Below are 23,638 nucleotides of genomic sequence, written 5' to 3'. Positions count from 1 at the left end.
AAAATGAAACGAAATAAATTGGGCAAATTATTTATAAGTGTTATGGCGTTGATGAGTATGACATCTTGCCATGACTATTTGGACAACACCCCTTTGGATAAGTTTCCGGAGGATGCTGTTTGGAGCAAACCGGCATCGGCACAACTGTTTGTTAACGGTACGTATTATATTATCAAAGATTTTCTGGTCGGAAACGACGACTGGAATGACAATACCATCGTTAATGCGGAAAAAGCCGACGCTCTGATCCGTGAACAGATCACTGAAGATAATGATTATGGTTGGAATAAATACGGAGACATCCGCCGTTGTAACATTATTCTTGAAAAAGTAGCTGCTGCAACAGGCTTCACACAGCCGGAGCGGGATCTGTTGATGGGAGAAGGTCATTTTCTCCGTGCTTCGGTCTATTTTTCCCAAGCGCGCAAATTCGGAAGATTAATGATTGTGGACAAGGTGTTGACTCCTGATGACGATATGGAGTTGTCGAGAACTAAGACGATTAAAGAAACGTATGATTTCATCCTGAAAGATCTGGATGAAGCGATCGAACGCCTTCCTGTCGATGTGGCATCCGGACGTATCAGTAAGGGAGCTGCTTATGCGCTTAAAGCTGAAGTTTGCCTGCAAGGTGCAGCCTATCTGGATGATACTAATGAAAAGAGAGATTATTATACACAGGCTAAAACGGCCAGTGAAAGCTTGTTCGGTCTGAATAAATATTCGCTGGACCCGGACTTTAAGGGGTTGTTCAATGATTATTCGGTCGGAACGAATTCGAGCGAAATAATACTCGGCGTATATAATATTTCTGAAAATACAAGTTTCCAAAATACTTGGATGCAAGAACTTGTTCCCAATATGAACATGGACAAAGCGATTGACGGCGTATGGGAAAAATGGCCTCTGGATAAAAATTTCGAAGGATGGATGGACAGAGCTCCTTCACAGGAAGTGACTGATGCTTTTCTGGTAATAGATAAAGACGGAGTGGCCAAACCGTGGAATGAGGCTTCGTATTATACCGAAGATTTCAAACAGGGGAAATTATGGGTGAATGATGCTATTTACGGACATCGCGACAAACGTTTTGCAGCAACTATCGTGTACGATTCCTGTCATTTTTTCACTTCGCTTGTGACTACCCGCCTGAAAGGCAATATTCATTACTTATCTAATAAGGAACAGGCACGTCATGTGACCAAGAGCGGATATGTTTATCGTAAGGGAGTTTATGAAGATAAATGGCTGTGGTACTCTGATCCGACCAACTATCATTATGTCGTTCTTCGTTTAGGCCGTTCATATTTGAATTATGCAGAAGCGATGCTTCGGTTGGGGGATAAAAGTTCTGCTATTGAGTATATCAATAAGACCAGGGATGTTCACGGAGGATTACCGGGACTGACTGCAACTACCAGTCTGGAAGATGTCTGGAAATACTACAAAATAGAACGCCGGGCTGAATTGGTACAGGAGAATGACCGTTATTGGTCGTTATTACGTTGGGGTAAGGAAGAGGGATTAAATGTTATTCCTGAACTGAATACGACTCCTACCGCTATAACGATATCAGAAGATGGTCGTACTTTTTCAATCGGAACGGTACAAGCTGTAGAAGCTGCTAATGCACGTGTGTTTACTAAACGCCGCTATCTGCTCCCGGTTCCAAGAAGCGAACGTAATGAGAATCCGAATCTGGCTGACGATCAGAACCCCGGATGGTAATGTTATAATAGAATGAACAACTAAAAAAGTATGAAAATGAAATATTTAAAATGTATATTGCTGTTTTTTGTCTGCATGTCATTCTCTTCATGCCTAGAATCGGGTTTGGAAGATTTGCCTAGTTATGAAGATGCTGACATCAAGGCGTTTACTTTCGAATATCGCTGGATGGTCAAAGAAGGTGACAGTGAAAAACTAAGGGTACAGAAAATGGATGCAGATATAGACATTAATGTTGAGAATACAACTGTTACTTGTAATATCACAGTACCTGCCGTGAATGGAACATTTACTCAGGAGATACGAAATCAGGTTACGTTGAGTAATTTAAATGCATATTGCACTATTTCTACAGCTGCTACTATTACTCCCATTGGAGATACTCCCATGTTGGGCAAGATAGGAGATTTTTCAAAAAGCGATATGCAATATGAAGTGATTGCTGCCGATGGGAATACAACTAAAACTTGGAAGCTTGTTATTGATGGTTTTAACAAGTAATGATTTGGCGGAATATTAATTACGAATGGCTGTCCCCATTTTTTGGGGTACGGCCATTTGTTTTATTTTAAATTTCTACATGCAATGCAGGTTTTAAAATACCTGCATTGCGTTTTTAACACTTGTGACTCCGATTAAACGGTCATATTGCGTTCCCATCGGACGGTAATAGACGTAAATGGTGTATTCGTTTTCCGCCTGGTAATAATTGCCTTCTATCGGGCCGGTTTCTCCGACTGTGCTGCCGTTGGGTACGAATAGGTATTGATAATTATAACTTCCTTGTTTCAGGAGTACTGCTTTTTCGTACTGGTGGGTTTCAAAGTTATATCCCATTTTACTCTTTTCATCGAGGACATTGTGGAACAGTTCGCCGTTCAGATAGACATTTCCGTCAAGGAACGGATCGCAAGCCAAAGCGAAATGCACGATACAGTAATCCGCTTCCGTATCCGGGTCGTCACAACTGCTGCAACGGATAAAGAAACGGCCGTCCTGGTCCTGATCGTACTGATAGGTCTGGTCGCTGCGCTTATGATCGGTCATCAGTTCTACATTATAATAAGGATTGTGGTACGAAATGCTTTCTATGTGCATCCCGTTATATTTCGTGCTCAAAAATTCCATGCGGCGGTATTCGTTTCCGGCAGAGAAGATCAGACTGCGATTGTTTGTGTAACCAATCTGATTTTCAAGAATAGTCGTCGGTTGAAGCCCTGATACGGCATTATCGCGTCGGTTATCCTGATAGACATGTATTTTCAGGTCTGTTTGCGGATAAGGTATCGGGAAGTTTTTGTTATTGACCGTGAAACTTACCTGTTGGTGAGTCTGGTTCGTATCGATATCCGTATTTCCGCTAACGGAGGCCGAAATGCCGACCATCGGTTCCACAACCGAAAAACAAGCGGTAAGGACTATCTGGTCGGGGATGTCTTCGTTGTAGATCTGCACGGCATAATTTCCCGAAACTTTGAACTGGATGTCTTCATTCGGAAGCAGCAGGTTGTAGTTTGTGTACTGCGTTGTGGTGTTAATGGAATTGGCAAAGTCATCTATCGTTAATCCTTGAAAACCACTCATATATTGAATGGGAGAGAGGATGGACCTCTGCCAGTTGGCATCACAATGAATGATAGAATAGGAATAGCGCACGCCTCCCTGTTCCAACGCATCGAAGTTGATCTGGATCTGTTGATCTCCGTTCAGTTCGATATAAGGCTCGGAAATAAACTCTCCGGCCACCTTCACCTGAAGGGTTTTTATCAGCTTGCTGTTAACGTCGGTAAAGTACGTTTGCTGAGCATTGGCCTGCATTGTAGCGGCACAAAACAACAAAAATAGTAAACAATACACTCTCATTTTCATATATCTTTCTTTGACGGTACAAAATTATGGAATTATTTCTCTAATTATTTCTTTAATCCTGCTTTAAAGCATAAAAATTTATGTACTTTTGCGGGAAAATTACATATAAACAATTTTAGTTGTATCATGGCAAATGTGATTAAGATTAAAAAGGGTTTAGACATTAATCTGAAGGGTAAAGCTTCGGAAGTACTGCTAAACGCCGGGAAAAGTGATAGCTATGCTATCGTTCCCGACTATTATAACGGTATTACCCCCAAAGTTGTTGCCAAAGTAGGAGAAAAAGTCAAAGCCGGTTCTGTATTGATGATCGATAAGAACCGCCCGGAGATCAAGTTTGTTTCGCCCGTGAGTGGCGAAGTAACTGCCGTAAACCGAGGAGAGAAGCGTAAAGTGCTTAGCATCGTTGTTAAGCCGGATACGCAGATCGAATATGAAGATTTCGGCAAGAAAAATGTGTCTTCACTGAAGAGTGAAGAGGTAAAAGAAGCCCTGCTCAATGGTGGTATGTGGCCTTTTATCAAACAGCGTCCGTACGATATCGTAGCTACGCCGTCAGATGAACCGCGCGACATTTTTGTGTCGGCTTTCTATTCTGCACCGTTGGTCCCGAATTTCGATTTCATCCTGAAAGGACAGGAAGCTGATTTCCAGACCGGGTTGGATGCATTGGCAAAACTTACCAAAGGTAAAGTGTATGTCGGTGTCAGAAATGGTTCTACCGTGAACGTGAAAGGAGTTGAAACAGTTGAGTTTGAAGGTCCGCATCCTGCTGGAAACGTAGGTGTGCAGATCAATCATATCAAGCCTGTCAACAAGTCGGAAGTTGTTTGGGTAGTAAACCCGGCAGATGTGATCGTTATCGGTCGCCTGTTCAATAAAGGCGTGGCTGATTTCAGCCGTTTAGTCGTATTAACCGGTTCTGAAACAACAGAAAGAGGTTATATCAAGACTATTTCCGGTTGTACGATCAACAGTCTTGTTTCAGGAAAGATCATGGAAGGCAAGGAAGACCTCCGTATTATCAGCGGTAACGTGCTGACCGGTACTAAAGTTCGTAAGGACGATTATCTGGGTGCTTATGATAACCAGATCACTGTGATTCCGGAAGGAGACAAAACTTACGACTTCTTTGGTTGGGCAACTCCCGGGTTTGGAAAATACAGTGTAAGTCACTCTTTCTTTACATGGCTGGCTCCTAAAAGCAAAGAGTATGTAATTGATGCCCGTATCAAGGGTGGCAAACGTGCCATGATCATGTCGAATGAATATGAAAAAGTGTTCCCCATGAGCATTTATCCTGAATACCTGTTGAAAGCTATTATCGCTTTCGATATTGATAAAATGGAAAATCTGGGTATTTATGAAGTTGCTCCGGAAGATTTTGCACTTTGTGAATTTGTTGACACATCCAAGATTGAGATCCAGAAGATCGTACGTCAGGGATTGGATCTGTTATACAAGGAAATGAATTAATAACATAAAAAATTAGAATACATTGAAAGCGTTAAGGAATTACCTCGACAAGATTAAGCCTAACTTTGAGGAAGGCGGAAAGCTGGCGATGTTCCGTTCTGTATTCGAAGGTGTTGAAACATTCTTATTTGTTCCGAGCACCACTTCGAAATCAGGCGTGCATATTCACGACTATATCGATTCTAAGCGTACTATGACTGTGGTTATTATCGCTTTGTTGCCTGCTTTGCTTTTTGGTATGTACAACGTCGGCTATCAACACAATCTGGCTGTTGGTGCTGATCCGGGATTTTTGATGACCTTCATCTTCGGTTTTCTGGCCGTACTACCTAAGATTATTGTTTCGTATGTAGTTGGTCTGGGTATCGAGTTTGCTGTTGCCCAGGTGAAAAAAGAAGAAATTCAGGAAGGTTTCCTGGTTTCCGGTATATTGATTCCGATGATTGTTCCCATCGATACTCCGCTGTGGATGATTGCTGTGGCTACGGCTTTTGCAGTTGTTTTTGCCAAGGAAGTATTTGGTGGTACAGGTTACAACGTATTTAACGTTGCATTGGTTACCCGTGCCTTCCTGTTCTTTGCATATCCGGCTGCCATGTCTGGCGACCAGGTATTCGTTCGCACTGCCGATACATTCGGTATGGGTGCCGGACAGGTAGTTGACGGTTTCTCTGGTGCAACACCGCTGGGACAGGTTGCTATCGCCGGTAAAGAAATGATCGGTTCGTTCCAGGCAGTTGACGTATTAGGTCAGCCGATTTCAACCTGGGATATGTTCCTGGGATTGATTCCGGGTTCTATCGGTGAAACTTCCGTATTGGCTATCCTGATCGGTGCTGTGATATTGCTGTACACTGGTATTGCCAGCTGGAAGACAATGGTTTCTGTGTTTGTGGGTGGTGCGTTTATGGCCGCTATCTTCAATATGATCGGAACAACTGTTGCTATGTGTGTATCTCCTCTGGATCATTTGTTCTTAGGTGGTTTTGCCTTCGGTGCCGTATTTATGGCTACAGACCCTGTAACATCTGCTCGTACTGAAACAGGTAAATATATCTATGGTTTCCTTGTAGGTGCTATGGCTATCATTATCCGTGCGTTGAACCCGGGTTATCCTGAAGGTATGATGCTTGCTATCCTGTTGATGAACGTATTTGCTCCGCTGATTGACTATTATGTAGTTGAAGCAAACATTAACAGAAGAATCAATCGTGTAAAACTGAATAAATAAGAAGGAGTATGGCAACTAAAAAATATAAATGTAAAGTTTGCGGTTATATCCACGAAGGAGACAAAGCTCCGGATGTATGCCCTTTATGTGCAGCCCCTTCTTCAGATTTTGAAGAGATCAAACCAGAAAAGAAAGGTGGTATGAACAGAGATAGTAATGCATATACTATAATATATGCATCTGTAATGGTTCTTCTGGTAGCGGTTGTGTTGGCTTTCACTTCACAGTCACTGAGAAGTTTCCAGAAAGAAAATGAAGATAATGATAAGAGACAGCAGATCTTGCGTTCTATCAATGTTTCGGTTCCGGCCAATGAGGCTAAAGCGAAATATGGTGAATTGATCAAGGAAGCTTTCCTTGTTAATGAAAACGGAGAGAAAGTTGAAGGGGATGCTTTTACTGCAACAGCCGATCAACACCCAGTATATGTGGCAAATGTTAATGGTGAAACAAAATATATCATGGCTTTGTCCGGAGCGGGTCTTTGGGGTCCGTTATGGGGGTATATTTCTGTAGATTCGGATAAGAATACTGTTTTTGGTGCAGACTTCAGCCATCAGGGGGAAACTCCAGGTTTGGGTGCTGAGATCGCAAAACCTGCATTTAGTAACGAGTTTAAAGGTAAGAAGCTGTTTATGGACGGATCTTTCAAATCCATAGCTGTAGTTAAGCCGGGTAAAAGCGTTGCCGGACAGGATTATGTGGACGGTATTTCAGGTGGTACGATCACTAGTCAGGGGGTTGACCATATGTTATTTAATAGCCTGAGTGGTTATGTTAAGTTTTTAACCTCGCAAAATCAGTAAAAGATGGGATTAATGTCAAGTAAAAATAAAGAAGTACTGTTAGGCCCGTTGAGCAAAAACAACCCTGTTATCGTTCAGATGTTGGGTATTTGTTCTGCACTGGCTGTAACATCTAAACTTGAGCCGTCTATTGTTATGGGTATTTCCGTGACGGCTGTTGTGGCTTTTGCCAACGTGATTATTTCGTTACTGCGTAATACAATTCCTAACCGTATCCGTATTATCGTACAGTTGGTTGTTGTTGCTGCGCTGGTAACTATCGTAAGTGAAGTCTTGAAAGCGTTTGCCTATGATGTGAACAAACAGCTTTCTGTGTTCGTTGGTCTGATTATTACTAACTGTATCCTGATGGGACGTCTGGAAGCATTCGCCCTGGGTAACGGTCCGTGGGAGTCTTTCCTGGACGGTATCGGTAATGGTCTTGGATATGGTTTGATTCTGGTGATCGTAGGTTTCTTCCGTGAATTGCTTGGTTCAGGTACGTTGCTTGGATTCCAGGTGATTCCGCAGGCATTCTACGACTTCGGCTATGTAAACAACGGTTTGATGATTCTGCCTCCGATGGCTTTGATCGTAATTGCCGTGATTATATGGGTTCACCGTTCAAAGAACAAAGAACTTCAAGAAAATTAATGCAAACTATTAAACGAATAATAGAATGGAAGAATATTTAAGCACGTTTGTCCGCTCGATCTTCGTAGACAACATGATTTTCGCATACTATCTGGGTATGTGTTCTTTCCTGGCTGTTTCCAAGAACGTAAAGACTGCTTTAGGATTGGGTATGGCTGTAACGTTCATCCTGGTATGTACGTTACCGATTAACTATATGCTCGAAAATTATATTTTGAAAGAAGGCGCCATGAGCTGGTTGGGCGCTGAATATGCAGGTGTGAACCTGAGTTTCCTTTCACTGATCATTTTCATTGCCATCATCGCTTCATTTACGCAGTTGGTTGAAATGGTTGTAGAAAAGTTTGCTCCGGCCCTGTATGCTTCTCTGGGTATCTTTTTGCCGCTGATCGCTGTAAACTGTGCTATCCTGGGTGGATCTCTGTTTATGCAACAAAGAGCATTTCCTAATGTGGGAGTTGCTACTGTATACGGTTTAGGTTCTGGTATCGGTTGGATGCTGGCTATCGTTGGTATGGCTGCAATCCGCGAAAAATTAGCTTATTCAGATATTCCAAAGCCTTTGAAAGGGCTGGGTATCACCTTTATCATTACCGGTCTGATGGGTATGGCATTTATGTGCTTCTCCGGACTTAAGATCTAAGTATTAACGCATTAAACAAAAATAAAGATGATTATATTAATGTCGGGCGGACTTACCATTGCAGTGGGAGCGGTTGTATTCCTGGTGATTACACTGATCCTTGTAGGTGCGCTTTTATTTGCGAAAGCAAAATTAATACCATCGGGCAATGTGAGGATGGTTGTTAACGGAGAGAAGGAATACGACGTTCCTATCGGGGGAACCGTATTGAATACACTTCAGAGCGAAGGTATTTTCCTGTCATCTGCTTGTGGTGGTAGCGGTAGCTGCGGGCAGTGTCGTTGCCAGGTGCCGGAAGGTGGCGGAAACATTCTTCCTACGGAAGTTGGTTTCTTTTCCCGTAAGCAGATCAAGGATCATTGGAGACTGGGATGTCAGACGAAAATAAAAGAAGATATCAAAATCAAAGTTCCTGATGAAGTATTCGGTGTAAAAGAATGGGAATGCGAAGTGATCAGCAACAAGAACGTGGCTACTTTTATCAAGGAGTTTATCGTGGCATTGCCTAAGGGTGAACACATGGATTTCGTTCCGGGTTCTTATGCCCAGATCAAGATCCCTGCATATACGATGGATTATGACAAGGATATCGATAAAGATCTGATCGGTGAAGGTTACCTGCCAGCATGGAAGAACTTCGGTTTGTTCGGCTTGAAGTGCCAGAACACTGAACCGACTATCCGTGCTTATTCAATGGCTAACTATCCTGCTGAAGGCGACCGTATCATGTTGACTGTACGTATCGCTACTCCTCCTTTCAAACCGAGAGAACAGGGTCCTGGATTCCAGGATGTAATGCCGGGTATCGCTTCTTCTTATATCTTTACCCTGAAACCGGGTGACAAGGTAACAATGAGCGGTCCTTACGGTGATTTCCATCCGATCTTCGACTCTAAGAGAGAAATGATGTGGGTCGGCGGTGGTGCCGGTATGGCTCCGTTGCGTGCTCAGATTATGCACATGACTAAGACACTGAAGACTACAGATCGCAAGATGTCTTATTTCTATGGTGCACGTGCTTTGAACGAAGTGTTCTATCTGGAGGACTTCCTGGAAATAGAAAAGGAATTCCCGAATTTCACATTCCATCTGGCGCTTGACCGTCCTGATCCAGCTGCTGATGCAGCCGGAGTAAAATATACAGCCGGTTTCGTTCATCAGGTAATTTACGATACTTATCTGAAGGATCACGAAGCTCCGGAAGATATCGAATACTACATGTGTGGTCCGGGCCCGATGTCGAAAGCTGTAGAAAATATGCTTGACAATCTGGGTGTACCTCGTGAAATGTTACATTTCGATGACTTCGGTGCATAATTGAAAGGTCGATTATAGATCTACATAACGGAAAGGGAGGAAAATTAAAGTTTTCTTCCCTTTTTTCTTTTCTGTTCTATTTATTAAAAAGCCATATAAAATACATATACCCAATTTATTATATAGTTCTGAAACCTGAATTTCAACAAATTTTCTATAGAAAAACGAATAAAATGTACTTTCCTATGTAATATCATGCAGCATTTTTCGTTCTTATTACATCTTAGCTAATAGAGACATAAAAATTGAGCAAGATTATGAAGCCGTTGATTTTATCTTTTTTTGCAGTCATACTGGGTTACTCTCTTCTTTTCAATGAAAAAGAAGAAATCAGCCAGCCGATCCATGGGATTGATAATTCAGTGTATATCCATAAAGCGGATACGCCGAGAATCGATTCTATCGCTATCTATCATAACAGAACCGCTTCTGTTTTATAAAAAATACTCCTAATAGCAATATTTATTCTGTAAATGTTTGTTTATTAAATAAATATTGCTATGTTTGTTCCGTATAATTGTTAACATACGGAAATGCTATACCAGTTTATTACTATATATACTTCAGAATTTTGGATGACAATGCTCCTGGGAGTGTTGGCTTTTTTGTGTTTGCCTGTTGTCACAGGTGAAATAAGCCAGTTTTTTCAAACTGATAATGCGACCCGATTAATTCCGGTTGCTTCCGATTCTGTTTTTGCGGGGGAACAGGAAGGAACAACTGAATATAAGGTCTGCATGATGCCGCATATATTTCAAACTAAATTTTTGATAAGGAATTACAGTCACTGGTTGGGCTGACGAACCCTTGTCCGGCAACCATACGTTGAAGGATAAGGGGAGATGCTTTGTGTAAAAAATGTAATATTTGTTTATCTGTCTGTTTTCAGGTAAATAAGAATAAAGCTATTGTCTCTTCTTATCTGTTTTTCTCATTCCAGCTCTTTATATTCAGGGATACCTTCCAGAAAAGAATAAGTGAAATTTTCGTAGTCTATTTTACAGCAGAAATGGCTGATGCCGTTGCTGACTGCGAGGTAACGTACATGCAGCACCATGTTGTAACGTACTATCTGATCGAATACAGCACTCGTTATCTCAATGGTGGGGGCTTTGTACTCTACGATCATTAAAGGGGCTAAAAAGCGGTTGTATGCGACTGAATCGCATCGTTTGGATGTTCCGTTTAATTTTAATGGAACTTCATTTGCTAATAGTTCTTTGGGATATCCTTTATGCGTAATCAGATAATTTACAAAGTGTTGGCGGACCCATTCTTCAGGAGTCAGTGCAACATATTTGCGGCGTACGGGATCGAATATAGTGTGTTTCCCGTCTTTTTCCTTTACTTTCGCAGCGAATGTTGGTAAGTTTAATGACAGCATTTATTATATTTGTCGTTTATATTATACACAATAATTATACCCTCAAAGGTAATGATTTATGAAAACAAAACAAGAAATCGTTGAAAATTGGCTACCTCGTTATACGGAACGTAAGCTGGAAGATTTTGATAAGTATATACTACTCACGAACTTTACCAAATACGTAGAACTATTTGCCGAGAATTTTAATGTTCCTATACTCGGACTGAAAAGCTCGATGCCGAATGCTTCGGCCGAAGGTATTACTATCATTAATTTCGGGATGGGAAGTGCAAATGCTGCAACGATCATGGATCTTTTATCGGCTGTAACCCCCAAGGCTGTGCTGTTTCTGGGAAAATGCGGAGGATTGAAAACAGCTAATAATCTGGGAGACTATGTTCTTCCGATTGCAGCGATCCGTGGAGAAGGAACTTCCAATGAATATCTGCCGCCGGAGGTACCTTCGCTTCCCGCTTTTTCCATGTTGCGTGCCATCTCTTCTGCTGTCCGCGACCAGGGAAAAGATTACTGGACCGGGACGATTTATACAACCAACCGGCGTGTCTGGGAATATGATACGGCATTCAAAGATTATTTGAAGCGGACACATGCGACCGGCATAGATATGGAGACCGCCACATTACTCACTGCCGGCTTTGCAAACAAGATTCCGACCGGTGCTTTACTGATGATCTCGGATAAGCCGATGGAGGAAGACGGTGTGAAAACAGAAGCCAGCGACCGTATCGTTACCCGTAGCTTTGCTCCGGAACATGTGAAATTGGGTATTGAAGCACTCCATCAGATCATAGATGAGAAGAAAACGGTACGCCACATCCGTTTTAGTTGGTAATAATTAAGTCTTTATTATGGCAAAAAAAGAAAATACGTTTGAAGAAATATGCCGGGATATCGTGGCCAAGAAGTTCCAGCCCGTTTATATATTAATGGGTGAAGAACCTTTCTTTATGGATCGGATAACAGACCTGCTTATTGAAAATGTGCTTGCCGAATCCGAGCGCGACTTTAATCAGATGATTATGTATGGGGCGGATACGGATGCGGCTATGATTATAAATGCAGCCCGCCGGTTTCCAATGATGTCGGAATATCAGTTGGTGGTTGTGCGGGAAGCCCAGTTGGTCCGTGATATAGAATTGCTGACCAACTATGTGAAAAATCCGCTTAAGTCGACTGTGCTGGTTGTTAACTATAAGTATAAGAATCTGGACAGGCGGAAAACATTGGCCGCTGCAACCGAAAAGAACGGGATTCTATTCGAATCGAAAAAGATTCCGGATTATAAAATGCCGGGGTTTATCGTCTCATTTATGCAGCAACGTTCCATAGGAATCGATCAGAAGGCCGCTCAAATGCTCTCAGACTTCCTTGGAAACGATTTAAGCCGTCTAAGTAAGGAATTGGACAAGCTGGTATTGATCTTGCCTGAAAAGGCTCCAAAACGCGTCACTCCGGAACTGATAGAACAGAATATAGGAATCAGTAAAGAATACAATAACTTTGAGTTAATAAAAGCACTTGCTGTAAAGGATGTTTTAAAAGCAAACCGGATTGCCCAGTACTTTGAAAAGAACCCCAAGAGTAATCCTATACAGATGACCCTTCCTGTAATTTTTAATTATTTCTCCAACCTGTTGATTTGTTATTATACGAAAGACAGATCGGAAACTGGATTGATGACAGCCTTAGGATTAAGAGGAACTTTTCAGGTAAAAGATTATATGACCGGATTGAGAAATTATCCGGCTATGAAAGTTTTTAATCTGATAAGTGATATCCGGACTACCGATGCCAGATCGAAAGGGGTAGATAATTCTTCCGCATCTGATGCTGATCTGCTCAAGGAATTATTATATAAAATTCTTCATTAGCATAAAATGTACTTAACAATAGAAAAACTGTATGTGTCACTAAAAATTTGAATTAGTGCACATGCAGTTTTTGTTTTTTATCGTTATTTCTCTGGAATGCTCGGATTTATGAACCTTCAAAATGACCTTCTTTGTTTTGTTTTTCAATAGCTTAGTTTACATTTTACCCCTCTGAGAATTCAATATTTCTTTCTTCCCGTATAATTGTTCACAAATATCACGAAAAAATCAAGTTTTAGAGTGAAAGATACAAAAGTATCCGCTTTCTTCCTGAATTATTCACATAGGATAGGACAAATTGTCAGAAACATTTTTCAACAGTGTATTGCTTGTTTACAACAATAACAGATATGTCTGCTGTAACATTTGTGTCAGATCAGATACGTTTACGTAAATAAAACAAGTGCGTTACTTATGTATCTATAGTGGTGCAAATACAAATGTAACCAATATACATTACTAATATAAATCAATAAAAATAGGTTTAAATACTGTTATTGCAAATATGTATGATAAAATATCAAAACCCAGCCTGTTATCTAATTAAATTAATCGTTTACATTAATTTATGGCAATATTCTCGTATATAAATGTGAAATAGAAGTCATTTTAGCTAAAATAATAATCTTTAATCACCTATACAACAGGTTTTTATTTAATAAAATCATCAATGCTACTTTAATCTCTTTTAGAGGCTTGTTATAGGGGTTTACAAAAGTATGCGTTACATTATTATACTATGTGTTACAAATATGTCTGTGTGTGATTATAAAAATAAATTGCACAATTGGAAATAATGATTTATATTTGTGCCAGTATATAATTCTATACTATATTCATGTAAACAGACAGATTGGCAGTGATTTTTGGTAAATAAATCGTATTTTGGTAATGAAAGAACGTATTTTAGCAGTAATGGAACACGAAGGATTGACTCCTTCTAAATTTGCCGAAGCAATCGGTATCCAACGTTCGGCTATGTCGCATATTATATCCGGCAGAAATAATCCGAGCCTGGATGTACTAATTAAAATATTGGAACGGTTTACATACGTAGACTCCGACTGGCTTTTATTTGGTAAAGGCACTATGATGCGTGAACATGTGTTAACTGAGCCCAATTTGTTTACAAATACGACGATAATTCCGTCCAACGTACAAGATTCTCCCGAATATCGCAAGGAAATTAGAGTTGAAACACCTGTAAACACTACTAAACAGCCTGTTATTGAACAGATTGTATGCCAGGATAAGCCTTCCAGAAATGTGAGCAAAATAATGATATTCTATTCAGATAATACGTTTGAGACTTTTACCCCCGAAAAAAACAAGAAAGACTAACCCAACATTGTAATATACATCTTATTCATGTATCTTTGTATAGAAATTGAGTAATCATATTATATGAAGAAGTACATGTTAGATATGAAGGTAACTGAAAACAACCGCCTTCATAAAAATTATTGCCTGCTAAAGTTAACCTGCGACGACACTTTGCCGGAAATGCTTCCCGGCCAGTTCGTTCAGGTGCTCGTGGATAACTCTCCTACAACATTTCTTCGCCGGCCTATTTCAATCAACTTTGTAGATAGAACAACCAACGAATTGTGGTTGCTTATCCAATTGGTTGGCGATGGTACACGTTGTATGGCGGAATACCGTCCCGGAGATATTGTAAATATCATGTTGCCATTGGGTAACAGTTTTACAATTCCTGCCAGTGAAGATAAAAATCAGAAATTACTGCTTATTGGTGGTGGTGTCGGTACTGCTCCGATGTTATGCCTGGGATCAGCCTTGAAGAACGCCGGTTTTGAACCGGTATTTCTGTTGGGAGCCCGTTCAAAGGATGATGTGTTACAGTTGGATGAGTTTGCGAAGATAGGAACTGTTCACATAACTACCGAAGACGGCACTTTGGGTGAAAAAGGCTATGTAACAAATCATTCCGTATTGAAAAATGTTCATTTTGACCGGATTTACACATGTGGACCGAAGCCGATGATGGTAGCTGTTGCCAAATATGCCGCCGCTGAATCGATCACATGCGAAGTCTCATTGGAAAATACAATGGCTTGTGGTATAGGTGCTTGCCTATGCTGTGTGGAAAATACCCAAGAAGGTCATGTATGTGTTTGTACTGAAGGTCCCGTATTTAATATAGAGAAATTGAGATGGCTGAATTAAATGTAAACATAGGAAATTTGCAGTTAAAAAACCCGGTAATGACTGCTTCGGGTACATTTGGATACGGAGTCGAATATTCAGACTTTATGGATATTTCAAGACTGGGTGGTATTTTTGTAAAAGGAACAACCATCCAACCACGTGAAGGAAATCTGTATCCCCGCATGGCGGAAACTCCTTCCGGAATGTTAAATGCGGTAGGCCTGCAAAATAAAGGAGCACAATATTTCGTAGATCATATCTATCCTGCTATTAAGGATATCGATACGCATATGATCGTAAATGTGAGCGGTTCGTCGGTGGAAACATACGTGGAATGTGCAGAAAAAATAGCTGAACTGGATAAAATTCCGGCTATCGAACTTAATATTTCCTGCCCGAATGTGAAGCAAGGTGGTATGGCTTTCGGGGTTACAACCTGTGGTGCTGCCGAGGTTGTGAAGGCTGTCCGTAAGGTTTATCCCAAGACCCTTATTGTAAAACTTTCTCCTAATGTAACCGACATTACCGAGATAGCCAAAGCGGTCGAAGCCGAAGGTGCCGACTCTGTTTCACTTATCAATACCATGCTTGGCATGGCCATTGACGCAGAGAAACGTAAACCTATATTATCTACAATAACCGGTGGCCTTTCCGGTCCTTGTGTAAAGCCGGTTGCCCTGCGTATGGTATGGCAAACTTACAAAGCAGTTAAGATTCCTATCATCGGTTTGGGAGGTATTTCCAACTGGAAAGATGCCGTCGAGTTTATGTTGGCCGGAGCTACTGCCATACAGATTGGAACCTATAATTTTATAGATCCGACTGTCTCTGTAAAAGTGATCGATGGCATGAATGAATACCTGGACAGACATGGATTCAAATCTGCCAAAGAGCTTATAGGGGCTTTGGATGTATAAACCTATTGATTAAATAGAAAGACTTACTTGTTTTATTTGACAAGAAAAGGGACTTATTATTTATCCAATCCGGGTGTTACCGATAGATACACCCGGGTGTAACCATAGTCGACATCCGGGTCTCAAAGTACCTGACACCCGGGTGTCAATTTGTTTTAATACTTACCTTTGTCAAAAAAGACAGTAGGTTTCATGAAAAATACAAGTATCATCGGATAACTGACTACACTATTGATCTCACTGGTTATATCCTGAAAAGCATGACAGTTGTATGATAGTATAATGATAGTTTTATGATAGTTGAAGGATGTTTTTTAGCTGTGTAAATCTTTAGTAAACAGTAAGATGCAGGAAAATTATGATAGTATGATAGTTGTTTTCAATTTTCAAGTAGAGTAAATACGTATTGTAAACCAAGTAAAATAATGAAATGAAAAACAAATTATTTCTTTTAATCTGCCTGATTGTTATATCTATATCGTTGAAAGCCAACGATAAAACAGTTATTCCTATTACAACAGACAATATCAGTCTGATTTATAAAGTAGGTAATAACGGGCGTTTGTATCAATCATATGTAGGGCAAAAGCTCCGTTTTGATAGTGATATCGACCAGTTGCCTATGCTTGGCGAGGCTTATATCACACATGGTATGGAAGATTATTTCGAACCGGCTATCCGGATATTGCACAATGACGGCAATCCTTCCCTGTTGCTGAAGTATGTATCTTATAAAACCAGCGATTTGCAACCGGGTGTTACGGAAACCGTTATTAAACTGAAAGACGACGTTTATCCCGTAACGGTTGATCTTCATTTTATTGCTTATGCCGAAGAAAATATAATCAAAACATATACCGAGATATCTCATCAGGAGAAGAAGCCGGTTGTGCTTTATAATTATGCTTCTTCTTTGCTTCATTTGAATGCTGGTAAATATTTTCTGACAGAATTTGCCGGAGACTGGGCACATGAAGTCAACATGACGGAACAACAGCTTTCATTTGGTAAAAAAGTATTGGATACCAAGTTGGGAAGCCGTGCCAATATGTTCAATTCGCCTTTCTTTTTGCTTGCACTGAATGAGGAATCAAAGGAAAATGAAGGAGAAGTCCTTTTCGGAACCATTGGTTGGACGGGGAATTTCCGTTTTACTTTTGAGGTGGATAATTTGAATAATTTGCGTATCCTTTCCGGCATAAACAACTATGCTTCAGAATATTCGTTGAAGCCACAGGATATATTCCGGACTCCTGAGTTTATCTTTACTTTCAGTGCGGAAGGGAAAGGAAAAGCAAGCCGCGACTTCCATAAATGGGCCCGTAAATATCAGGTAAAAGACGGCGATAAACCGCGTATGACTTTGCTGAATAACTGGGAAGCCACTTATTTCGATTTTAATGAAGACAAGCTGGTCGATATTATGGACGAAGCCAAATCGCTGGGAGTTGATATGTTCCTGTTGGACGACGGATGGTTTGCCAATAAATATCCCCGTAGCAGTGACCGTCAGGGCTTGGGTGACTGGGATGAAACAGTGACGAAGTTGCCGAACGGCATCGGTAAACTGGTGAAAGAGGCAACCGACAAAGGTATAAAATTCGGATTATGGATTGAGCCGGAGATGGTGAATCCTAAAAGCGAACTCTATGAAAAACATAAGGATTGGGTAATTCATCTGCCGAACAGAGATGAATATTACTTCAGAAATCAAATGGTATTGGACCTTAGTAATCCGAAAGTTCAGGATTATGTATTTGGAATTGTAGACAATCTGATGACGAAATATCCGGGTATCGCTTATTTTAAATGGGATTGCAACAGTCCGATTACCAATATTTATTCTCCTTATCTGAAAGATCAGCAGTCTCATTTATATATTGAACATGTAAAAGGATTGTATAATGTTTTGGAACGTGTAAAAGCCAAATATCCGAACCTGCCGATGATGCTTTGCTCCGGTGGCGGCGGACGTTCTGATTATGAAGCGTTGAAATACTTCACCGAGTTTTGGCCAAGCGATAATACGGATCCGATAGAACGTATCTTCATCCAGTGGGGGTATTCTCATTTCTTCCCTTCCAAGACAATGGCTGCCCATGTGACAAGCTGGAATAAGAATGCAAGCGTGAAATTCCGTACGGATGTTGCGATGATGGGTAAATTGGGTTTTGATATCCGTATTCATGATATGACTCCGGCAGAACAGGAATATTGCAAAGGGGCGGTGAAGAATTTCAATCGTTTGGGTAGCGCTATTCTGGATGGCGACCTGTATCGTCTGGTGTCTCCTTACGAAGGAAATCATTCTGCTGTGATGTATGTGAATGAAGCGACGGATAAGGCTGTTCTTTTCGCTTTCGATATCCATCCCCGATATGCGGAAACGTTACAACCTGTACGTTTGCAAGGGTTGGCTCCAGAAGCTCAGTATGAGATAAAAGAGATCAATTTGCTTCCGGATACCAAATCTATATTAAAATGTAACGGAAAGACGTATTCCGGTGAATATCTGATGAAAGTCGGTATTCCGGTATTTTCCGGTAGGCAATTAGCTAGCCGGGTGATTGAAATATCGAAAAAATAAAAGGATATATTCATTAATAGAAAACGGAGAGGCTTGATAAATAAGTCTCTCCGTTTTTTATTATTGGATATGGATAAGCGTATTTTTATATCTTCTTTGCGGATAATAAAGTAACCAATAGAGAAGCACAGCAAAGAAAGACTCCTACACCGGCAGTCCCGGCCCAGCCAAACAACTGCCAGGCGGTTCCGGAAAGAAAAGTACCCAACGAACCTCCGACAAAATAGGTTGTCATAAATATGGTATTGACCCGGTTGGAGGCGGCCGGGCATAATTCGAAAATACTGGATTGGTTACTTAACTGAATACATTGCATGCCAATATCTATAATAATTATGCCGGCTATAATAGAGGTATAAAAGTTTCCTCCGAAATAAAGTAATAACCAGGCTAGCAGTATCAAACCGCATCCCCAGAAATTAAAAGCTCTGACTCCCACTTTCCTGACATATTTTCCAACCAACGAGGCCGACATGGCCCCGGCTACGCCGCAAAGTCCCAACATACCAACCACATCGCTGTTTGCAAAGAAAGGTGCTTGTCCCATTTTGAATGCCAGACACGACCACATAGCCAGAAAAGAGCCGAAAGCCAATCCTGACCGGACTGCATAAATCCGTAAAGCCGGATAATCCTTTACTAAGGATAGAAGAGATTTCATGAGGTCGGCGTATTTTCCTTTAAAAGTAGGGCGTATATCCGGCAAAACGGTAACCACTACGATGCTGCACACAACCATCAGCACGGCAGCAATATAATACATTTCACGCCAGCCGAACAATTCTCCGACCACTCCGCTAATGACCCGTGAAACCAATATTCCGGATAGTAATCCTGAAACGACCAGCCCTACGTTACGTCCTTTGTTTTCCGGTTTTGAATAAATGGCGGCGATGGGTATGAATATCTGTGGTATTACCGAACAAATGCCTGTAAATAATGAAGCAGTCAGGATTATATGAATGTTGGGCGCTGTGGCAATGCATAAAAGTGAAAGTACCAAAAGAGCAAAATTGGTGACGATTATCTTTTTACGTTTATACATATCGGCCAGTGGCACAACGAATAACAATCCTAAAGCATAACCAATCTGTGTAACCATAGCGATCAGGTTGGTCGTAAATTCAGATACGTCGAGATCATGCCGTATCATATTTAAAAGAGGCTGGTTGTAATATAGATTGGCGACCGAAATACCGGCAACAATAGATAATGTCCAGAGGATCAAAGGTGGAAGTCCACCGTTTTCTTTCAATGTTTGTTTCATAAGCTGTCTTTTAAGCCGGCAAATTTACCCTAAATAATTGAAACGATAAAGCCTTTTTCTAAAGGGATACAGCTTTGGAAAAGTATATAGGGATATTCAAATAAATAGTTATATTTGCCAATAATAAAGAAGAAAAATATGATTGACCAAATTAATGATATATTACAGAATACAACTATAACTCCGACTACTGCGGCTGTGAAATTATTAGTCAGTTTCTTTTTAGGTGCGATTATCGGTGTGGAGCGCCAGTTTCGCCGTCGGGAAGCCGGAATGCGAACCTTTACACTGATCTGTATGGGGTCGGCAGCAGCTATGCTGATATCTATCTGGATACCGCAATGTTATCCTAACTTCCTGAATGGTGATCCCGGGCGTATTGCTGCCCAGGTACTTACCGGTATCGGTTTTTTGGGTGCCGGGGCTATTATGCAAAGCCATGGGAGTATTCATGGATTGACAACAGCGGCTTGTATCTGGGTTGTTGCCGTAATCGGTCTGGCCGTGGGAGCGGGGATGTATGTTCCGGCATTGATTGGGACAGGCCTTACATTAGTTATATTGGTTAGCCTTGAAAGACTTGAAAAAAGGATGTTCCTGAATGGGGTAAATAAGATCCTGACGATTATTTGTACGACCGCAACTCCTGATTTAAAGGCTGTCCGCAAAATACTTGAATCAAAGAACATTTATATTGTAAGTGTTTCCTTTGAATCTATTTATGAACAGAACAAGTCTATCATAACCTATAAAGTGAATGTGAAAGCCCAGTCGTCTTATATGAATTTATTCAGTGAGATCAGGACATTAGGATATGTTTCTCAAATAAGATTGATGGCCTGAGCCATCAATCCAATTCGTTTTTCAGCATTCGTCCTGCTATACGGGCTGCATCTTCCACATATTTACTACAAGGACGTTTTGCATAATATTCAGCCGTTCTTGCAGAAGGTTGCGGAGCAGTCTGGCTGGCTTCTGCGGCAGGCAAAAGGCTGCGGCAAATGATCGTACCATGCTTTTCCTTGAACAGGTCGGACATTTTTTGAACCATTGCATAGTTCTTTGTTCGGGCTTCCTGATCCTGTTGGTCCAATACCGGATATTTGAATCCGGCCAGCATAGCCATGGCACTGACTGTTCCGCACACCTCCCGCATCCGGCCAACGCCACCACCAAAAGATACGGACATCTTCTTTGCCATTTCCAGGTTCAGTTCAAAAACATCCGAATAAGCCAGAAATACCGACTGCGCACAGTTGTATCCCGACTCAAAATTCTGAACGGCAATTTTTACACGTTCTTCAATATCAAACTCCTTCATAAAAGAGAAGTGTTATTTAGAATTCATAATCAACACATGCTCTGTCGGCTTTTACCGGGCCGATAATCCCTTTTGAAACAGCTACGTGTTCAGGGTGGTTGGCATATGTCTTTACATCTTCGAGCGAATCGAGTTCTGTAGTCAGGATAACGTCCCAGGTTTCTTCGGGGTTTATATTGAAATCGACACGGATCAAACGTAAAACATCGATCTTGTCGATCAACGCTTCCAGACCTGTTTTGATTTCCTGCATTTTTGCCAGTTTATCGGCAGGAGTTGCAAACTCCGTCAGCTTAAACATTACAATGTGTCTTACCATAAACGCTTTTATTAATTACATTTGTTCGTCCAAATAGGAATCTTTGTATCCCAGGAAATATAAAATACCATCCAGACCGATCGTGGAGATGGACTGCTTGGCTGTCTCTTTTACTTTTGGTTTGGCATGGAAAGCGATACCTAACCCGGCAATGCTGATCATCGGCAGGTCATTTGCCCCATCACCGACAGCTACGGTCTGACGGATATCGACATTCTCAACCTGAGCGATCAGGCGGAGTAGTTCTGCTTTCCGCTTGCCATCTACGATATCTCCGACATAACGTCCTGTCAGCTTTCCATCTTCAACTTCAAGCTCATTGGCATATACATAATCAATATTGTATTTCTGTTTCAGGTAGTTACCGAAATAGGTGAATCCACCGGAGAGGATAGCGATCTTGAAACCAACCTTTTTGAGGATACGCATCAGACGGTCGACACCTTCCGTAATGGGCAGGTTTTCGGCAATCTCTTGCATAACGGAGACATCCAATCCTTTTAATAAGGCACAACGTTGGCGGAAACTTTCGCTGAAATCAATTTCTCCCCGCATGGCGGATTCGGTAATCGCTTTGACCTGGTCGCCGACACCGGCACGAACAGCCAACTCATCGATTACTTCAGTCTCAATAAGAGTTGAGTCCATATCGAAACAGATAAGGCGACGCATACGGCGATACATGCTGTCTTCTTGAAAAGAAATATCCATTACCTGTTCGGCCGAGAGCTTCATGAACTCTGCTTTCATCAACTCTTTGTCGCGAGGAGTTCCACGTACAGAGAATTCGACGCTGGCTTTGGGAGTACGGGCATCTTCATCCAAAGGAATACGGCCGGTCAGACGTTTGATGTCATCTATATTCATTCCCTGTTCGGCAACGATACGGGTTACGCCCGCTATCTGTCTTGCAGTTAACTTTCTTCCCAGAATAGTGATGATATAACGGTTCTTTCCCTGCATATCAACCCATTTCCTGTATTTTTGCTCCGTGATCGGATTAAAACGGATATTCACATCCAGCTCATAGCTTTTAAAAAGTAACTCTTTCAGGATATCTCCGGAATTACCTTCGCAACTCTGGAAAAGGATTCCCAGTGATAAGTTGTCATGGATATCAGCCTGGCCGATATCGAGAATCACTGCATTATTCTTTGCCAGTATCTCTGTCAGGGCGGCAGTAACCCCCGGACGGTCGGCTCCGTTTATATTTATCAGTATAATTTCGTCTTTTTGTCCCATGTTTTTTGTTTTATAAGGCAAAGGTAAATAAGTTATATGCAAATAATGGCATTTAGATAAACAAAAATTCAAATGGAATTGTTATTTTTACAGAGACGTTATATTTAATTTAGAACCTGGCAACCTTAATAAGTCCTGACTGGCAGGCAAATGAGATGAAGATTCAGTTTGAAATTAAGGAAAAGCTGCCTGAGATTATTGCCGAAGTACGGCATTCAGACAAATGGCAAACAACAGTAGTGGAAAAAACGCATGGCCTGGAGAGGGTTACTATCAAAGACCCTAATTATGATTCAGAAGCTTGTATCGAGATCTGGGAACATGAGATTCACGTCCGTACGGCATGGTCAAATTACACCTACCGTGTTTTTAAACGGGGTGATTCTTGCTGGTGCGAGTATATCGGAGCCTACAGAGGACTGCTGGAGCAGACCTTACTCCCTACATTGACTCCTAAAATGAACATTCTTGATTCGGTAGTTATTGAAAGTTCGTTGACAGGTAATAAAAAAGAAACATTGCGAACCTACAGTTCGGAAAACCTCAAACTGAAGAACTTCCGACGCGATAATTTCAAAGAAGAGTATAACAGAACATCATTACAGGACCATCCAACAATTGTTTATGATGAATATATCAAAGAAGGGATGCCGATGCCTTCGCCGTATGATGATTAGTAAAATAAAAAAGCCCGGTTTCAAGCCGGGTTTTTTATTTTCGGATTCTCTTTACCGGAAAGCAGCTGAATTAGGTTTAATTTGAAGAAAAGTGAAAGATTATTCGTATTTATCCCTATGCCTAATCCTAAATTTATGTTATAAAGCAACCGTTTTAGTGGATTTTCATGCGATAAAA

Annotated in this window: 23 protein-coding genes; 17 read left to right on the top strand and 6 right to left on the bottom strand. The window is 41.1% G+C overall.

Features of this window, described 5'->3' with window-relative positions; translation table 11 throughout:
* Positions 1 to 3 precede the first annotated feature (3 nt).
* Both HMPREF1535_RS18755 and HMPREF1535_RS18750 read left to right on the top strand, forming a co-directional pair.
* Positions 4 to 1,728, top strand: a complete 1,725-nt coding sequence (locus HMPREF1535_RS18755; RefSeq protein WP_046147120.1) for a RagB/SusD family nutrient uptake outer membrane protein — start codon at positions 4 to 6, stop codon at positions 1,726 to 1,728.
* Positions 1,729 to 1,764: 36 nt separating this feature from the next.
* A complete protein-coding gene (locus tag HMPREF1535_RS18750; protein ID WP_007656850.1) occupies positions 1,765 to 2,229 on the top strand; it encodes a DUF5018-related domain-containing protein in 465 nt (154 codons plus the stop codon).
* A 93-nt stretch (positions 2,230 to 2,322) separates the two neighbouring features.
* Here the strand turns inward: HMPREF1535_RS18750 and HMPREF1535_RS18745 are convergent, their stop codons facing one another.
* Positions 2,323 to 3,591 (bottom strand): type IX secretion system plug protein, encoded by a 1,269-nt coding sequence (locus tag HMPREF1535_RS18745; protein ID WP_010803080.1) that lies wholly within the window; start codon positions 3,589 to 3,591, stop codon positions 2,323 to 2,325.
* Positions 3,592 to 3,723: 132 nt separating this feature from the next.
* Between HMPREF1535_RS18745 and HMPREF1535_RS18740 the strand changes: the two genes are divergently transcribed.
* From HMPREF1535_RS18740 to HMPREF1535_RS18710, 7 genes are all read left to right on the top strand, one after another.
* A complete protein-coding gene (locus HMPREF1535_RS18740; RefSeq protein ID WP_046147119.1) occupies positions 3,724 to 5,073 on the top strand; it encodes a Na(+)-translocating NADH-quinone reductase subunit A in 1,350 nt (449 codons plus the stop codon).
* 22 nt (positions 5,074 to 5,095) lie between these two features.
* The gene (locus tag HMPREF1535_RS18735) at positions 5,096 to 6,304 is read left to right on the top strand and encodes an NADH:ubiquinone reductase (Na(+)-transporting) subunit B (RefSeq protein WP_007656844.1); all 1,209 of its coding nucleotides are present in this window, start codon (positions 5,096 to 5,098) and stop codon (positions 6,302 to 6,304) included.
* Positions 6,305 to 6,312: 8 nt separating this feature from the next.
* Positions 6,313 to 7,110 (top strand): NADH:ubiquinone reductase (Na(+)-transporting) subunit C, encoded by a 798-nt coding sequence (nqrC, locus tag HMPREF1535_RS18730; protein ID WP_010803082.1) that lies wholly within the window; start codon positions 6,313 to 6,315, stop codon positions 7,108 to 7,110.
* A 3-nt stretch (positions 7,111 to 7,113) separates the two neighbouring features.
* Positions 7,114 to 7,743, top strand: coding sequence for an NADH:ubiquinone reductase (Na(+)-transporting) subunit D (locus HMPREF1535_RS18725; protein WP_044214429.1), 630 nt, complete (start codon positions 7,114 to 7,116; stop codon positions 7,741 to 7,743).
* A 25-nt stretch (positions 7,744 to 7,768) separates the two neighbouring features.
* On the top strand, positions 7,769 to 8,386 hold the full coding sequence (gene nqrE / locus HMPREF1535_RS18720) for an NADH:ubiquinone reductase (Na(+)-transporting) subunit E (protein ID WP_007656841.1): 618 nt from the start codon (positions 7,769 to 7,771) through the stop codon (positions 8,384 to 8,386).
* 27 nt (positions 8,387 to 8,413) lie between these two features.
* A complete protein-coding gene (nqrF, locus tag HMPREF1535_RS18715; protein WP_007656840.1) occupies positions 8,414 to 9,703 on the top strand; it encodes an NADH:ubiquinone reductase (Na(+)-transporting) subunit F in 1,290 nt (429 codons plus the stop codon).
* 257 nt (positions 9,704 to 9,960) lie between these two features.
* Positions 9,961 to 10,143: a hypothetical protein gene (locus tag HMPREF1535_RS18710; protein WP_007656839.1), complete on the top strand. Its 183-nt coding sequence runs from the start codon at positions 9,961 to 9,963 to the stop codon at positions 10,141 to 10,143.
* A gap of 491 nt (positions 10,144 to 10,634) precedes the next feature.
* Here HMPREF1535_RS18710 and HMPREF1535_RS18700 read toward each other — a convergent pair whose 3' ends face one another.
* Positions 10,635 to 11,087: a type I restriction enzyme HsdR N-terminal domain-containing protein gene (locus tag HMPREF1535_RS18700; protein ID WP_007656837.1), complete on the bottom strand. Its 453-nt coding sequence runs from the start codon at positions 11,085 to 11,087 to the stop codon at positions 10,635 to 10,637.
* A gap of 58 nt (positions 11,088 to 11,145) precedes the next feature.
* Here HMPREF1535_RS18700 and HMPREF1535_RS18695 point away from each other — a divergent pair, with 58 nt between their 5' ends.
* From HMPREF1535_RS18695 to HMPREF1535_RS18670, 6 genes are all read left to right on the top strand, one after another.
* Entirely contained in the window at positions 11,146 to 11,922 is a 777-nt protein-coding gene (locus HMPREF1535_RS18695; RefSeq protein ID WP_007656836.1) for an AMP nucleosidase, read from the top strand.
* Between the two features lie 16 nt (positions 11,923 to 11,938).
* Entirely contained in the window at positions 11,939 to 12,961 is a 1,023-nt protein-coding gene (holA, locus tag HMPREF1535_RS18690) for a DNA polymerase III subunit delta (RefSeq protein WP_007656834.1), read from the top strand.
* A gap of 891 nt (positions 12,962 to 13,852) precedes the next feature.
* Complete coding sequence (locus HMPREF1535_RS18685; RefSeq protein ID WP_007656833.1) at positions 13,853 to 14,302, top strand: helix-turn-helix domain-containing protein; 450 nt, start codon at positions 13,853 to 13,855, stop codon at positions 14,300 to 14,302.
* A 63-nt stretch (positions 14,303 to 14,365) separates the two neighbouring features.
* The gene (locus HMPREF1535_RS18680; protein WP_010803086.1) at positions 14,366 to 15,148 is read left to right on the top strand and encodes a dihydroorotate dehydrogenase electron transfer subunit; all 783 of its coding nucleotides are present in this window, start codon (positions 14,366 to 14,368) and stop codon (positions 15,146 to 15,148) included.
* Positions 15,136 to 16,047, top strand: a complete 912-nt coding sequence (locus HMPREF1535_RS18675) for a dihydroorotate dehydrogenase (RefSeq protein WP_007656831.1) — start codon at positions 15,136 to 15,138, stop codon at positions 16,045 to 16,047. The genes HMPREF1535_RS18680 and HMPREF1535_RS18675 overlap by 13 nt, the downstream gene beginning before the upstream one ends.
* A gap of 430 nt (positions 16,048 to 16,477) precedes the next feature.
* A complete protein-coding gene (locus HMPREF1535_RS18670; RefSeq protein ID WP_046147117.1) occupies positions 16,478 to 18,634 on the top strand; it encodes an alpha-galactosidase in 2,157 nt (718 codons plus the stop codon).
* A gap of 85 nt (positions 18,635 to 18,719) precedes the next feature.
* On the opposite strand, the gene HMPREF1535_RS18665 is transcribed toward HMPREF1535_RS18670, so the two are convergent.
* On the bottom strand, positions 18,720 to 19,901 hold the full coding sequence (locus HMPREF1535_RS18665; RefSeq protein WP_010803088.1) for an MFS transporter: 1,182 nt from the start codon (positions 19,899 to 19,901) through the stop codon (positions 18,720 to 18,722).
* Between the two features lie 138 nt (positions 19,902 to 20,039).
* On the opposite strand from HMPREF1535_RS18665, the gene HMPREF1535_RS18660 reads away from it, so the two are divergent.
* Positions 20,040 to 20,744 (top strand): MgtC/SapB family protein, encoded by a 705-nt coding sequence (locus HMPREF1535_RS18660; RefSeq protein WP_007656826.1) that lies wholly within the window; start codon positions 20,040 to 20,042, stop codon positions 20,742 to 20,744.
* 4 nt (positions 20,745 to 20,748) lie between these two features.
* Here HMPREF1535_RS18660 and HMPREF1535_RS18655 read toward each other — a convergent pair whose 3' ends face one another.
* From HMPREF1535_RS18655 to serB, 3 genes are read right to left on the bottom strand one after another with little or no spacing between them, the layout of a single operon-like run.
* Positions 20,749 to 21,222, bottom strand: a complete 474-nt coding sequence (locus HMPREF1535_RS18655) for a C-GCAxxG-C-C family protein (protein WP_010803089.1) — start codon at positions 21,220 to 21,222, stop codon at positions 20,749 to 20,751.
* A 16-nt stretch (positions 21,223 to 21,238) separates the two neighbouring features.
* The gene (locus HMPREF1535_RS18650) at positions 21,239 to 21,541 is read right to left on the bottom strand and encodes a Dabb family protein (RefSeq protein ID WP_007656822.1); all 303 of its coding nucleotides are present in this window, start codon (positions 21,539 to 21,541) and stop codon (positions 21,239 to 21,241) included.
* Positions 21,542 to 21,556: 15 nt separating this feature from the next.
* Positions 21,557 to 22,783, bottom strand: coding sequence for a phosphoserine phosphatase SerB (gene serB / locus HMPREF1535_RS18645; RefSeq protein WP_044214432.1), 1,227 nt, complete (start codon positions 22,781 to 22,783; stop codon positions 21,557 to 21,559).
* Between the two features lie 155 nt (positions 22,784 to 22,938).
* Here serB and HMPREF1535_RS18640 point away from each other — a divergent pair, with 155 nt between their 5' ends.
* Complete coding sequence (locus tag HMPREF1535_RS18640; RefSeq protein WP_007656815.1) at positions 22,939 to 23,460, top strand: hypothetical protein; 522 nt, start codon at positions 22,939 to 22,941, stop codon at positions 23,458 to 23,460.
* Positions 23,461 to 23,638: the final 178 nt, after the last annotated feature.

Origin of the sequence: Parabacteroides goldsteinii DSM 19448 = WAL 12034, from assembly GCF_000969835.1 — a bacterium.
GTDB classification, from domain to species: domain Bacteria; phylum Bacteroidota; class Bacteroidia; order Bacteroidales; family Tannerellaceae; genus Parabacteroides; species Parabacteroides goldsteinii.
The sequence above is the reverse complement of the archived record's forward strand: the minus strand, read 5'-3'. Positions and strand labels throughout refer to the sequence as shown.